The organism is Brachybacterium sp. SYSU DS0246, from assembly GCF_059391765.1.
On record NZ_JBZXYT010000002.1, the window covers coordinates 12,678 to 25,942 of the forward strand.

Here is a 13,265-nt window from a genome sequence, read left to right on the forward strand (position 1 = left end):
CATGGCACGCACCCTTGCCGACGGCCAGCACGCGATCATCCGCATCCTCGACGTCGACACCGGTGAGACCGCGGTCCTCCACGAATCGGCCGACGTGATCTATGAGGCTCCGAACTGGGCGCTGGATGGCACCGCGCTCTACGTCAACGGCGACGGCCACCTGTTCCGGCTCGAGCTGAACGGCGGCGCGCCGCAGCGGATCGACCTCGGCGACGTGCCGGAGCTGAACAACGACCACGTGCTCGATCCTGACAGTGAGCACATCTTCGTCTCGGCGAACGACGGGCACATCTACCGCGCTCCGCTCGCCGGCGGGCAGGCCACCCGGGTCACGAATGACGATGGTCGCCTGCACTTCCTCCACGGCGTCAGTCCTGACGGGGCGACCCTCGCCTACATCGGCGTGGAGACGTCGGCCGACGGCGCCTGGCGCGCCCCGAACGTCTTCACCATCCCTGCCGCGGGCGGTCCGGATACCCAGCTCACCGACGACGAGTTCCCCGACGACGGCGCCGAGTACGCGCCGGACGGCACCTGGATCTACCTCAACTCGGAACGGGCCCGCACCCGGCCCGGCCACGCCCAGCTGTTCCGCATGCGTCCCGACGGCACCGGCGCCGAGCAGCTCACGTCCGACGAGCGCGTGAACTGGTTCCCGCACGTCAGCCCGGACGGCACGCGACTGGCCTATGTCAGCTTCCCGCCCGGTACCGAAGGCCACCCGGCGGACCGGGACGTCATCGTGCGGCTCTGCGAAGCCGACGGGTCCGGGAGGCGGGACCTCGCGCGGGTGCTGGGAGGCCAGGGCACGATGAACGTGAACAGCTGGTCCCCGGACAGTCGCAGCATCGCCTACGTCGAGTACCCGATGGACGATGGGCGCACCGAGAGCGATGCTGCGCGAGCCGAGAGCTGAGAGTCGCCGGGCGCACTCGACTCTTCGACATTGGCACGTGGCGTCGCATTGTCCGCAGATCCTGCGACGTTCTCGGCCAATCCTCGCCGTCCTCGCCGCCGCCCTCTGGTTCGAGACCGGCGGCAATCCGGGAGCGTGGCTTGTTCCAGCCGGTCACTCGACTCGGAAGACGACCCTGCCGTGACTGCGCGCAGCACCGCCGGCCACCCAGTGGGGAAGCTCGTGCCAGGAACGCACATCGAGCGGCCCCGGGTCGAGCCGACCGGCATGGACCTCACCGGCCAGCCAGACCATCTCCGTGGAGAGCTCGGCCTCAGCGCCCAGGAAGAAGCTCGTGATCGCCCGATTGTGCCGGCCGCTGGAGGCCTCGAACGCCCCGAGAGGGAAGTGCTCCTCCTGATCAGCAGAGTGTCCCAGGGCAACCACGGTCCCACCGGCCTCGAGGGCTGCATACGCCGCGACGAGATGTGGCCCGCCGACCATGTCGAGAGCGGCGTGGACGCGCGTGGTCACCTCCCGCACGTCGGCGAGGACCTCGCGTGCACCGAGCCGGCGCAGCCAGGGGTGACTCTCCCGGTTCCGGGCGACGGCGATGACGTCGGCACCGGAGCGCGCCCCGAGCTGGACGGCCGCGCTGCCGACGGCGCTGTTCGCCCCGACGATGAGCAGACGGCGCCCCAACAGCGACCCGAGGCGGCGCAGAGCCCGCAATGCACTGGCCATCGGCACCGGGATCGCCGCGACCGCGGTGAGGTCGGCGGTCTCCGGCACCTCGGCGACGGAGTCCGACGGCACGACGCGCCGTCGCGCCCACCCCGCGTCGGCCCCGAGGAACACGACCCGGGCGCCGGGTGGGGGACCGCTGCCATCGGCCGCCGCGCGCACCACATGACCGGCCCCGTCCCACCCGGGTATCCACCCGGCCGGCGCCGACGCCAGCGCCACCAGTTCGCCCGGATTCGGGGCGAACGCGGCGACCTCGACCAGGACATCCTGCGGTCCCGGATCCGGCGTGCGGACCTGGGCCAGTTCCAGCCGGCCGGGAGCCGTGGGGGAGGTCGTCCAGGCCTCCATGGAGGGCACCGTCGGCGCCGTGCTGGTCACCGCGTCCACGCCATCTCGTGCGTTGGCCATGGTCACGAGCTCCCGTCGGCGCCCGCGGGGGTCTCACGGCGATGGATGCCGAGGTCCAGGCGCCCCGGCAGCAGGCCGGGATCCAGCGAGCGCAGGTGGGAGGGGTAGTCGCCGTCGCGCAGCCGCCGGTAGGGGCGGTTGCTCTCGGCATCGAGGCCCTCGAGCCGCGACGTCAGGCGCTGGGTCTCCCGCTCGACGTCGTCGGCGGTGAGCGAGTCGGCGTCGTGGATGACGTGCAGGTCCAGCACGTCGATGCCGACGTACCACAGCGCCCCATGGGTCAGCGGGAACAGCAGGGAGTCGAGGTCGCCGCTGACGCCGCGCGGGCCCAGAGTGCGCTCGTCGTCGCCGGCGGAGACGATGACCAGAGCCTTTCTCCGGGTGAGGCCGCCGTCGCCGTAGCGGCGCGGCATGCCGACCTCGGGATCGAGCTCTGCGTCGTAGGCGAAGCTGTCCGTCAGCACTCGGTCCAGCCATCCCTTGAGGATCGCCGGCGGGCCGTACCACCACAGGGGGAACTGGATGACCAGTAGCTCCGCCGCGGCCAGCTTCGCGTGCTCTGCGCGGACGTCGGCGGCGACCTGGCCCCGCGTGTAGGCCTCCCCGGCGTGGACGGCGAGGTTGCCCGGGGCGGCGGCCTGATCACCGAGGTCCTGCTCACCGAACGCCGGGTTGAATCCCATGGCGTACAGGTCCGAGGTCGCCACGTCGTGATCGCGGGAGAGCACCTCGACGCCGGTGCGGAAGAGGTGGCCGTTCAGCGATTCGCGCCGAGGATGCGCGAGCACCCAGAGTGCGCAGCCGGGAGTGGGCGGATGGTCGACGGACATGAGGGCCTCCAAGGGTGAGGATCGGCGGGACCATGAGAGGTACCGGTGGGCTGACGCCGTGGGGTGAGCCAAGGGCTGGGGGCGACAGGTTCGGTCGTGGCTCGGTCTGTGGATATGCCCCATTCCATCGCCTCCGGGTGAGACGGGAGAATGTCCCTGACGCTGAAACAGATGCGCCACCGTCTCAGGGTGGGCCCCGGTGCCGACTAGGGTGGCGTCGTGGACACCCTCTCCGAAGTGCTCGACAACATCCGCTCCTCGGGGGCGCTGATCGATCAGAATCTGCTCGAGGCGCCGTGGTCAATCCGCTTCGAGGCCGGCTCCTCGATCACCGTCGCCACGCCGCTGCAGGGACAGACATGGCTCATCGAGGACGGCGTCGAACCCGTCGGCCTCGCTGCGCGCGACCTCCTGATCCTCACCGGCCCAGACCCGGTCCTCATCACCAGCGATCCCCTCGACAGGGCTGCGGCACCCAGCTGCATCGTGCGCGCGGACGGCAGGTGTCTGGAGCCGGCAGGCAGACTCGATGGGATAAAGGGGCTCGACCGCCGGCGTGCCGCACCCGCGAGGGAGCACGTGCTGCTGACGGGAACCTTCCCGACCTCGGGCCGTATTTCCGAGCGCCTCCTCGGCGCCTTGCCGCCGGCGGTCGTCCTGCCCCGCCGTCACCAGCGCTCGCGGGCGCTGGACATGCTGGAGGCCGAGCTGGGCAGCCGGGAGCCCGGTCAGCAGGCGGTCCTGGATCGCCTGCTCGACCTGGTGCTGATCGGCGCCCTGCGCGACTGGTTCGCCCTGCCCGAGGCGAGCGCGCCGGCCTGGTACGGCGCCGCCGGAGACCCAGTCGTCGGCCCCGCGCTCGCCGCCCTCCACACGGACCCGGCACGACCGTGGACCGTGGAGTCGCTCGCCCGGGCGGCCAGGGTCTCCCGCGCGACGCTCGCCCGCCGCTTCGCCGACGTGATGGGCGAACCGCCGATCTCCTACCTGGCCGGCTGGCGGCTGTGCCTGGCGGCCGACCTGCTCCAGGACACCGAGGACACCATCGAGACCGTCGCCCGGCGCGTCGGCTACTCCAGCCCCTATGCGCTCAGCGCCGCGTTCACCAGGGAGTACGGGATCCGCCCCAGTCAGTACCGGGCGCAGTCGCGGCGCGCTGCCGCGTAGCTGACTGGTGCAAGGCGGCCCCGAGGGCGGGCGGCAGGCGGCGGTCCCATAGGTGACTGGCACGAACATGTAGCTGAGCGGCACGCGACCCCCTCAGGAGGAGGGCGCGTGCCGCTCAGCTACACCTTTTTGCCACGGCCCGGTCTGGAGTTCTGCCACGGCCCGATCAGGAGCCCGGCAACCGGCGCAGGAGTGGCGACGGGCTGTGCCGGGTGCGGGTTCCGCCGGGTGGCGGGCTGTGCCGGGTGCGTGTCTCGCCGGTGTGTGTTTCGCCCGGTGGCGGGCCTGGTCAGCGGGCGTCCCGCCGGGTCTTCCGCCAGCCGTCGACGATGTCCCAGATCGAGACCGCCACGATCGCGAACGCGGTCACGATGGCCAGGGTGCGCAGCGCGCCCGGTGCCAGATCGCTCTCCCGGGTGATCACGTCCACCAGAGCCGGGTTCACCAGCTCCTGGCGTACCAGCAGCGACAGCGCCCACCCCACGAACAGCAGTGCCAGCGCGGAGTTGAGGGTGGCCAGGGCCGCCGTCCAGCGCCCCCGCACGTACACCGCGAGGGCCAGTGCGGTCTCCAGTGCGATCAGCCCCAGCAGGGCAGCGACGCCCCAGGGCCACAGGTCCGGGTGCAGCACGGCGAGCTTCTCCCCGTCGGTCCACACGAACCCGCGGAAACGGTCCCAGAAGAGCAAGGCCGCGCTCAGGGCGAGGAACACCAGCGAGGCGACGAGCTCGCTGCGGGAGGTGCCGTCCGAGGGGGCCTCGGGCAGCTGGTCGACGTCCCATGTGCTGGTGGCCTCCGCGCCGGTGCGCTCGAGCACGGCGAACACGAAGGTCACCCAGAAGCACAGGTGCAGGATCACCGAGATCCCCAGGGGAATCGCCTCGCCGATGATGTCGCCGAACGATGCGCCGGCCAGAGCCTGCCCCAGGGCGACGCCGCCGACGACGCAGGCCGGGACGATCATCAGCAGCAGCTTCAGCAGTCTCCACCAGGCCAGGAAGTGGCGCGGGCCGATGAGCTGCAAGGGCTGGTCCGTGTAGCCGGCGGCGAGGGCCGCGGGGTCGCCCAGCTCGGTGAGCACGGCGCGCTCCGCCTCGGCGGGGTCCTCGCCCTGCTCGGTGCGAGTCTCGACCGCGTCGGCGATCGATGCCTCGAGTTCGGCCCGCACGTCGTCCTGCGCCTCGGGAGGGAGGGACCTGGTCGTCGCGGCGATGTACCGCTGGGTCAGTGACGGGGTGGCTGGGGTGGTCATCTCAGTGCTCCTGGTCCGGGCGGTCGTCGTCGGTGAGGGAGGTGATCGCGTCGGTCAGCGCGAGCCACTCCGTGGTGAGGGTCTCGGCCAGGCGGATGCCCTCGGCCGAGGTGCGGTAGAACTTGCGCGGGCGCGCCTCGTCGGTGTTCCACTCGCTGGCGAGGTGGCCCTGCTTCTCGAGGCGGCGCAGCAGCGGGTAGAGGGTGTTGGCGTCCGTGGCGAAGCCGTGGCGTTCCAGATCCAGCAGCAGTCCGTAGCCGTATCCGGGTGTGCGCAGCAGCTGGAGGCAGGCGAGCACGATCGTGCCGCGCCGCAGCTCCTGCAGGTGAGTCTCGAAGGCATCGCTCATAACCCACACGATAGTGTGCGCCACACACCATAGTCAATAGCACGGTGTCGTGTGACCGATGGAGGGGTGGACAGTCGTCGTCCCGGCGACCGTGCCGCCGTAGGCTGGCTCGGGTGACGCTCACCGCCCTGACCCTGCTCGCCGTGATCGTCGGCGTCGGGGCGGGACTGCAGCGGCTGACCGGCATGGGGTTCGCCCTGGTCGTCGCTCCCTTCCTGGTGCTGACGCTCGGGGCGTTCGAGGGCGTCCTGGTCACGAACCTCTGCGGACTGGTGTCCTCGTCCGTGAACCTCTGGCTCCTGCGCCGCGACGTCCAGTGGCGGCGTCTGCTGCGCTTCACGCCGTTCTCCCTGGTGGGCATCGGCATCGGAGCGCTCGTGCTGCTGGTGCTGCCGGCGGATCCGCTCGCCGTGCTGGTGGGGGTATCGGTCCTCGTGGCGATCGCTGTCACCGTGTTCTTCCGCTCGGGACGGCTCGAGGACTCGATGACGGTCAGCTCGGCATTCGGCACGGCGTCGGGCTTCATGAACGTCACCGCGGGCGTCGGCGGCCCGGCCGTGGCGGTCTACGCGATCGCCACGGGATGGGAGCACCGTGGGTTCGCGGCCTCGATCCAGGCGCACTTCGCCGTGATCTGCATCGTGTCCCTCGCCGCGAAGTGGGCCCTGCCGTCGTTCGGCATCGGCGGCTGGCTCGTGACCATCGCAGCCATCCTGGGTGGCACCGTCGTCGGCCAGCGGCTTGCCGGGCGCTTCTCCGGGCCGACGATGATGAGGGTCGTGGTGGTCCTGGCCGTCGCCGGTGCGCTGGTGACGATCGTCCGGGCGCTCGCTTGAGCCGGCGGCCGCCCGGCGGCGCGTCTGCCTCAGCCGGACGAGGACCCCGCCACGTACGGGCCCAGCCACGGCAGGCGCACGTCCCGGCGACCCCTACACTGGCGCCTGCGACCGCGGCATATATTCCTGATCTGCTTCTGTGAGGTGAGAGCGATGGTCGACCTGCTCTGGGGCATCGGAGGGATGGCAGGCCTGCTGCTGATCGCTCTCGCCTTCTCCAGCAACCGCCGGGCGATCCGCCTGCGCACCGTCCTGGGGGCACTCGGCCTCCAGGTCGGATTCGGCGTGCTGGTCCTGTACTGGGGACCGGGCCAGTGGGCCCTGCAACAGGTCTCGACCGGCTTCCAGGCCATCATCGACACCTCCGGCGAGGGGATCTCCTTCCTCTTCGGGCCTCTCCTGCCTGAGGAGGGGAGCGTCTTCGCCCTCCAGGTGCTGCCGGTGATCGTCTTCTTCGCCTCGCTGACCGCTGTGCTCTACCACTGGAAGATCCTGCCCAAGGTCGTGGCCTGGATGGGCGGGGGCCTGGGCAAGCTGCTGGGTACGAGCCACGCCGAATCCGTCAACGCGGCCGCGAACATCTTCGTGGGCCAGACCGAGGCGCCGCTGGTCATCCGCCCCTACATCAAGCGACTCTCCCGCTCGGGCCTGTTCGCGGTGATGGTCGGCGGCCTCTCGACCGTCGCGGGCTCCGTGCTCGTCGGCTACTCGCTGCTCGGCGCGCCACTGGAGTACCTCATCGCGGCCAGCTTCATGGCCGCCCCGGGCGCACTGCTGATGGCCAAGATCCTGGTGCCCGAGGACGACCCCGAGGCCGTCGCCCGTGAGGCTGCGCTGGTCCAGGCCAGCAGCAGCGCGAAGACCCGCCGGGCTGGGGGAGCGGCCGCAGCGGTCGGTGCAACCGCCGGCGGGACCACCGATCGCACCGTCACGGCGGGCGCCGACGGGACGACGGCGACGGCCGCCGACGGCACCACCGCTGAGACCGAGGACCCCTCCGCCGACGTGGACGAGGAGGAGGACCTCGGTGAGCTGAAGTACGGCAACGTCATCGACGCCGCGGCGGGCGGCGCCGCTGACGGCCTGCGGCTGGCCGCGACCGTCGGCGCCATGCTGTTGGCCTTCATCTCCCTGATCGCGCTGGTGAACCTACTGATCGGCACGGTCGGCGGCTGGTTCGGCGCCGGGGACCTCACGTTCGAGCAGATCCTGGGCTGGGTGTTCGCTCCCGTGATGGCCATGGTGGGCGTGCCGTGGGACGAAGCCGTCCGCTCCGGCAGCTACGTCGGCCAGAAGGTCGTGCTCAACGAGTTCGTCGCCTTCTCCAGTTTCGGCCCCGAGGCCGGAACCTTCAGCGACAAGACCGCCGCGGTCACCACCTTCGCCCTGACCGGCTTCGCCAACTTCAGCTCTCTGGGCATCCTCCTCGGCGGATTGGGCGGGCTCGCTCCCAACCGGCGCTCCGAGATCGCCGAGCTGGGGATGAAGGCGATCCTCGGCGGCACGCTGGCCAACCTCATGAGCGCGGCGATCGCCGGGATCCTGATCGGCTGAGCCGGACGCCCGACGGATTGCGTCGGCGAACCCGGCGGGCGACGGTGGGCCGCGCCGAGGCACGGCCCACCGGGCCTGCTCAGGCGGCGGCGCCGTCCAGCGCCTGCTGCCAGAAGGCGGATTCGAGCCGGGTCGCGGTGCGGAACACCGTGGCCACCTCCTCGAATCGCTGCTCGGTGAGGGACCGCGCCGCCAGGACGTCGAGGTGGGCGATGGCGTCGCGCGCGGCCTGCTGGAACTCCTCGCTCGCGTACTCGGCGATCCAGTCCCGGTAGGGGTGGTCGGGCCGCTCCTCGAGCCGGGGAGCCAGGCGAGCGCCGATCTCGGCGTACCCGATCGCGCAGGGCGCCAGGGCCACATTCAGGTCGAGCTGGTCCCCGACCTGCCCGCAGTCGAGCACGTACCGGGTGTAGGCGACGGTGGCCTGCTTCTCGGGTGCGGCGTCCAGCTGCGCGCGATCGATGCCCCAGCTCGCGGTGAGCCGCACATGCAGCTCGGTCTCGGCCAGGGTCGTCGCGAGGGCATCGGCGGAGTGCTGGATGTCCTCGAGCCGTCGGCTCTTGAAAGCGGCCAGCGCGTTGGCCCGGGCGAACTGGACGAGGAACAGGTAGTCCTGGACCAGGTAGTCCTGGAATGCGGCGAGCGGCAGGATGCCCGCGCCGAGCTGCTCGACGAACGGGTGGCGGGTGTAATCGTCCCAATCGGGCAGGGCGGCGGACCTGAGATCCTCGAACAGACTCATCGTGCCTCCCCAGTGAACGGGTGGAGGTAGGACTGCTCGAAGAAGTCGAGCTCGAGGGCGACGGTGCGCTCGAAGAACTCCCGGGCCCGCTCGGGGCTGCCGGGACCTGCTGCGTCGAGCTCGGCGCGCAGGAAGCTGACGAAACCGGCGAAGTCCGGGTTGTCGTGGAGGTCGATCCATTCGGAGTGGACGAAGCTGCTCGGCCGCGGGCCCGGAGCGGCGGCGGCCCAGTCGTGGTAGAGCCATTCGGTGACCACCAGCACGGCGAGGATCGCGGCATAGTCCCGGGTCTCGGCGGCTTCGCGGAAGATGGTGGTGAAGCCGGTGGTCGCCAGCGTGTCCGGGACGGTTGCGCGGTCATGCTCGCTCACGCCCAGAGACTCGAACGCGCGCAGGAAGTAGGTGTTCTCGTCCCCGGCGACCTCGCCGACGAACTGCGACAGCCGCAGCCGGGCCTCGAACGTGGGGGCCTCGGCGATGCCGGCGCCCAGGAGCACCAGGAAGCTGTCGAGGAAGCGATGGTCCTGGATCAGGTATCCGGCCATCACCTCGTCGGGGATCGACCCGCCGTGGAGCTCCGCCACGAAGCGGTGCTGGACGGCCCGGGACCAGGTGGGTTCGCTGGCCCCACGGAGGTCGTCGGTGAAAGAGGTGGACATCGGGACTTCTCCTCGTCGGTCGATCCGTCCGGATGGGAGCTCCCGATCCGGTGACCCGGGGCCCGACCTCGAGGCGCGCTCGCCACGCGGCGAGCGGCGCAGTGACGCAGACATCCCTCCGCGAGCGCTAACTCGATCAGGTTCGTCGGGTGTGATCTCAGCCCCTGGCGGGGCACCCCGTGTCGACGACGACCTTACCCCGACACAGCAGGAGCCGCCCCGGGCCCGGCGCTGGGGCCGGGTCCCGGGGCGGCTGAGCGGGGCCGTGATCGCCCACGTCGATCCCCGGAGGGTCACCGATCACGCGACGAGACTCCGCATGACCGATGGGTCGGAGATCAAGCGATCAGGTGGACCGACGGTCTCGCCGATCAGGTGGGCCGACGGTCGCGCCGATCAGGTGGGCCGACGGTCCCGCCGGTCAGCGAGCGGCGTCACGCTGCTTTGGCGGGGCGCCGTTCACTCGGAGTCGAAGGCGCCGTCGTCGGCCCCGAAGGCACTGTCCTCGGAGCCGTCCTCACCGGTCGCCTCGGGGGCGTAGTCCTCGTCGAGCGGGACCTCGCGGCGCTGGTCGAGGACATCCGCTGGATCGGCGTACGCGGAGGTGACGGAGCCGAGCTCCTCGGAGCCGAGGGCGTCCGTGGTCCCGTCGTCCGGCAGGGCATCGACCTCCTGGTCCAGGGCGTCCTCGAGCGGGGCCTCGGGGGAGTGCTCGTGCGGCGTGCTGGTCATCGTCCTGCTCCTTTCCTCCGGTGGTGTCCGGTCACTGGCAGTATCCGATATTCCGCGCCGATGATCGACTGCTCCGGCCCGCGATCGTTGGAAGCTCAAGCCCTCGCGCCGGGCGGAGCCCCGAGCGACGTCGGGCCGAGTCAAGAGCTCTTCGGGCGAAGCCTGGAGCCTCGTCGGGCTGGACCCGAACCTGCCCGGGGCCGACGCTCAGGCGCGCGAGCCCAGGCCGACGATGTGCTCCGGGAGACGCTCGTTGCTGCCGTACATGAAGTGGTTCTCCATGCGCTCGGAGTAGCGGCTCGCCTCGGTGGTGCGGCCGACGGCCTCGGCGACCTCGCGGATGTGGATCGGGGCTGCGCCGCAGCACACCCCGAGGTAGTTCACGCCCAGCTCCAGCGCCTCACGGGCGAAGGCGCTGATCTCGTAGCGGTTGGTCAGCAGCGGATCCAGGGCGGTGGGGAAGGTGCGCCCGTGCGGGGAGGGGACGGCCGCGGCGGGGTCGGAGAGGTTGAAGAACGTCGGCTCCTCCTCCGTGGTGCGGTACGGGATCGGCAGGGCGCCGACGTGGCAGTCCACGGCCTCGCGGATCTCGCGCAGCCACGGCAGCATCGTCGCCGGCCCGCGGAAGCAGTTCAGACCCACCACGTCGGCCCCGGCCTGCTCGAGGCGCTGTGCGGTCTCGACGATCCCGGCGCCCTCGGCCATCTCCTGGAACGCCATCGGGGCGAGAGTGATCACCACGGGCAGGCCGGAGGCCTTGGCGACCTCGAGCGCGGTCAGCGCCTCCTCGGCGTAGTAGAAGGTCTCCCCGACGATCAGGTCGGCCCCTTCCTCGACGGCCCAGCCGACCATCTCCTCGAACATGCCTCGGACCTCGCGCTGCGTCGTGGTGTCCGCCGGGTCCCAGATGTTGGAGTTGGAGATGTTGCCGGCGACGAGATTGCCCGGGACGGCGTCGGCGACCTCGCGGGCGATCTGCAGGGCGGACCGGTTCAGGGGCTCGAGGAGGTCCTCCTTGCCGATGACCCGCATCTTCTCGCGGTGACCGTTGTAGGTGAAGGCCTCGACGATGTCGGAGCCGGCGCGCTGGAAGTCCACGTGCAGGGTGCGCAGCGCCTCGGGGTGCTCGAGGGCGACCTCGGGCACGAACTCGCCGGCGGTCAGGTAGCCGCGCCGTTCGAGCTCGAAGAGGAAGCCCTCGGCACAGATGACGGTGCCGGTATCGAGGCGTTCGGTCAGGTGGTTGCGGGTCATGGCGTGCCCTCGTCGTCGCGGTTCCAGTGGTGGCCGCTGGTGACTGTATCCGTGCCTCGTGGTGGGCCGTATGGGTTGTGGCGATCTGTGAACGCGCACGATGCCGGGGAGTCAGGGCAGGGGTGGCCTCCTCGGCGGTGCCGGGTCATGGCCGCGGCTGGTCCCCCCGTGTTCCCTCGTCGCCCGCGCCTCGTGCCTGGTCTTCCTTATCCGCTGGGAGGAGCCCTTCGGGATGGTCATGGCCGAGGCCCTGGCCTGCGGCACCCCCGTCATCGCGACCCCGCGCGGCAGCGTCCCGGAGATCGTCCGCGACGGGCACAACGGGTTCCTGGCCACCGGGGTGGAGGCCCTGGCGGCCGCGATCGAGCGCTCCGGGGAGATCAGTGCCCAGGAATGCCGGCGCGATGCGCTCGAGCAGTTCGACCTGCCCGTGATGGCCGCGAGGTACGAGCAGATCTACGGGATGCTGGTCGAGGGCGGCACCAGCATCGAGGAGGTCACCCGGGCGATCGCCCGCTGACCGCGGCGCGCCGAGGGCCCCTGCTCCCGGGATGGGAGCAGGGGCCCTCGGCGGGTGCGCCGTGCGAGCCAGGGCGATCCTGCTCAGCGGTACTCCAGCGGCCAGGCGCGATGTATATAGCCGCGCCTGTGCGTGTGAGTACCGTCCAGCCGCGCGGAGCTCAGACGGTCGCCGCGGCGGTGCTCAGGGTCGAGGCGAACGGGTCGAAGTCGGCCGGCATGGGCTCGACCTCGGTGAACGAGGAGTTCACGGTGACCGTCTCGCCGCGGCTGATGGCGGTCTCGATGGCGACCATGATGTCCAGCACGTGGGCGGCGATCTCACCCTGAGCGCGGTGGGGGACGCCGGCGCGGATCGCGCGGGCCATCTCCAGCACGCCCAGACCGCGACCCGTGGTGGCGCCCGTGGCGGGCACCGGAGCCGGCTCCTCGCCGCGGTAGACCGTCAGCGCGGAGTCGCCGTCGAACACGTTGGGATCGGGGAAGGCCAGGGTCGCCTCGGTGCCGTAGACCTCGACGAAGCCGGCGCGCTTGTGCGGGGAGTCGAAGCTCAGCAGCACGGTCGCGTTCTGGCCGGACTCGAAGCGCAGCAGTGCCGAGACCTGGGTGGGCACGGTGACGTCGAAGACCTCGCCGGCCTTGGGGCCGGAGCCGATGGTGCGCTGGTCGCGGGCCTTGGAGCCGACCGCGGAGACGCTGGTGACTGGGCCGAGGGCCAGGGCCAGGGTGGTGACGTAGTACGGCGCGATGTCGTACAGCGGCCCGGCACCCTCCTGGAACAGGAAGGCGGGGTTGGGGTGCCAGTCCTCCGGGCCGGGGGACTGGAAGATCGTCAGCGCGCTGGCCGGGTCGCCGATCGACCCGTCGCGCAGGGTGCGCAGCGCGGTCTGGATGCCGGCGCCGAGCACGGTGTCCGGGGCGCCGCCGATGCGCACGCCGTGCTTCGCGGCCGCCTCGAGCAGGGCGGTGGCGTCGGCCGGGATCGTGGTGATGGGCTTCTCGGTCCACACGTGCTTGCCGGCGGCCACGATCGACTGGGACACCTCGGCGTGCGCGGTGGGGATCGTCAGGTTGATGACGATCTCCACCTCGGGGTGGTCCAGCACGTCCTGGGCGGTGCCGGAGGCGGGGACGCCGAACTCCGCGGCGCGGGTCGCGGCGGCCTCGGGGTAGAGGTCACCGATGATGTGCACGGCCACGTCCGGGAAGGACGTGAGGTTCTTGAGGTACTCGGCCGAGATGGTGCCGGCGCCGATGATGCCGATGCCGACGGGTCCGGTGGGGTTCTGCAGGTTCACGGGATTCCTTCGTGAGTGGGGGG

General features: G+C 71.1%; 14 protein-coding genes and 1 riboswitch. Of the genes, 5 read left to right on the top strand and 9 right to left on the bottom strand.

Annotated features, from left to right (window positions below; genetic code table 11):
- The first annotated feature begins 1 nt into the window (after position 1).
- The gene (locus AC5020_RS01135; RefSeq protein ID WP_464986882.1) at positions 2 to 916 is read left to right on the top strand and encodes a TolB family protein; all 915 of its coding nucleotides are present in this window, start codon (positions 2 to 4) and stop codon (positions 914 to 916) included.
- Positions 917 to 1,069: 153 nt separating this feature from the next.
- Here AC5020_RS01135 and AC5020_RS01140 read toward each other — a convergent pair whose 3' ends face one another.
- Positions 1,070 to 2,050 carry a zinc-binding dehydrogenase gene (locus AC5020_RS01140; protein ID WP_464986883.1) on the bottom strand — a complete coding sequence of 327 codons (981 nt, stop codon included), beginning with the start codon at positions 2,048 to 2,050 and terminating at the stop codon, positions 1,070 to 1,072.
- Between the two features lie 2 nt (positions 2,051 to 2,052).
- The gene (locus AC5020_RS01145) at positions 2,053 to 2,880 is read right to left on the bottom strand and encodes an NAD(P)H-dependent oxidoreductase (protein ID WP_464986884.1); all 828 of its coding nucleotides are present in this window, start codon (positions 2,878 to 2,880) and stop codon (positions 2,053 to 2,055) included.
- A 219-nt stretch (positions 2,881 to 3,099) separates the two neighbouring features.
- Here AC5020_RS01145 and AC5020_RS01150 point away from each other — a divergent pair, with 219 nt between their 5' ends.
- The gene (locus AC5020_RS01150) at positions 3,100 to 4,047 is read left to right on the top strand and encodes an AraC family transcriptional regulator (RefSeq protein WP_377803966.1); all 948 of its coding nucleotides are present in this window, start codon (positions 3,100 to 3,102) and stop codon (positions 4,045 to 4,047) included.
- Positions 4,048 to 4,336: 289 nt separating this feature from the next.
- Here AC5020_RS01150 and AC5020_RS01155 read toward each other — a convergent pair whose 3' ends face one another.
- Together AC5020_RS01155 and AC5020_RS01160 are read right to left on the bottom strand one after the other, a co-directional pair.
- Positions 4,337 to 5,299, bottom strand: a complete 963-nt coding sequence (locus tag AC5020_RS01155) for a permease prefix domain 1-containing protein (protein WP_464986885.1) — start codon at positions 5,297 to 5,299, stop codon at positions 4,337 to 4,339.
- Position 5,300: 1 nt separating this feature from the next.
- Complete coding sequence (locus tag AC5020_RS01160) at positions 5,301 to 5,648, bottom strand: PadR family transcriptional regulator (RefSeq protein WP_377803964.1); 348 nt, start codon at positions 5,646 to 5,648, stop codon at positions 5,301 to 5,303.
- A gap of 113 nt (positions 5,649 to 5,761) precedes the next feature.
- Here AC5020_RS01160 and AC5020_RS01165 point away from each other — a divergent pair, with 113 nt between their 5' ends.
- Both AC5020_RS01165 and AC5020_RS01170 read left to right on the top strand, forming a co-directional pair.
- Entirely contained in the window at positions 5,762 to 6,484 is a 723-nt protein-coding gene (locus AC5020_RS01165; RefSeq protein ID WP_464986886.1) for a TSUP family transporter, read from the top strand.
- A gap of 153 nt (positions 6,485 to 6,637) precedes the next feature.
- Positions 6,638 to 8,038, top strand: a complete 1,401-nt coding sequence (locus tag AC5020_RS01170; RefSeq protein ID WP_464986887.1) for a NupC/NupG family nucleoside CNT transporter — start codon at positions 6,638 to 6,640, stop codon at positions 8,036 to 8,038.
- A 79-nt stretch (positions 8,039 to 8,117) separates the two neighbouring features.
- On the opposite strand, the gene AC5020_RS01175 is transcribed toward AC5020_RS01170, so the two are convergent.
- The 4 genes from AC5020_RS01175 to AC5020_RS01190 form a co-directional block, all read right to left on the bottom strand.
- A complete protein-coding gene (locus AC5020_RS01175; protein WP_464986888.1) occupies positions 8,118 to 8,780 on the bottom strand; it encodes a TenA family protein in 663 nt (220 codons plus the stop codon).
- Positions 8,777 to 9,439 (bottom strand): TenA family protein, encoded by a 663-nt coding sequence (locus AC5020_RS01180; RefSeq protein WP_464986889.1) that lies wholly within the window; start codon positions 9,437 to 9,439, stop codon positions 8,777 to 8,779. Before AC5020_RS01180 ends, AC5020_RS01175 begins: the two co-directional genes overlap by 4 nt.
- A gap of 96 nt (positions 9,440 to 9,535) precedes the next feature.
- Positions 9,536 to 9,629: riboswitch (TPP riboswitch) on the bottom strand.
- 269 nt (positions 9,630 to 9,898) lie between these two features.
- On the bottom strand, positions 9,899 to 10,171 hold the full coding sequence (locus AC5020_RS01185) for an Rv3202a family protein (protein WP_377018921.1): 273 nt from the start codon (positions 10,169 to 10,171) through the stop codon (positions 9,899 to 9,901).
- 207 nt (positions 10,172 to 10,378) lie between these two features.
- Positions 10,379 to 11,425 (bottom strand): homocysteine S-methyltransferase family protein, encoded by a 1,047-nt coding sequence (locus AC5020_RS01190; RefSeq protein WP_377792808.1) that lies wholly within the window; start codon positions 11,423 to 11,425, stop codon positions 10,379 to 10,381.
- A gap of 232 nt (positions 11,426 to 11,657) precedes the next feature.
- Between AC5020_RS01190 and AC5020_RS01195 the strand changes: the two genes are divergently transcribed.
- On the top strand, positions 11,658 to 11,945 hold the full coding sequence (locus AC5020_RS01195) for a glycosyltransferase (RefSeq protein ID WP_494564376.1): 288 nt from the start codon (positions 11,658 to 11,660) through the stop codon (positions 11,943 to 11,945).
- A 160-nt stretch (positions 11,946 to 12,105) separates the two neighbouring features.
- Here AC5020_RS01195 and AC5020_RS01200 read toward each other — a convergent pair whose 3' ends face one another.
- The gene (locus tag AC5020_RS01200; RefSeq protein ID WP_377804091.1) at positions 12,106 to 13,236 is read right to left on the bottom strand and encodes a Gfo/Idh/MocA family protein; all 1,131 of its coding nucleotides are present in this window, start codon (positions 13,234 to 13,236) and stop codon (positions 12,106 to 12,108) included.
- Positions 13,237 to 13,265: the final 29 nt, after the last annotated feature.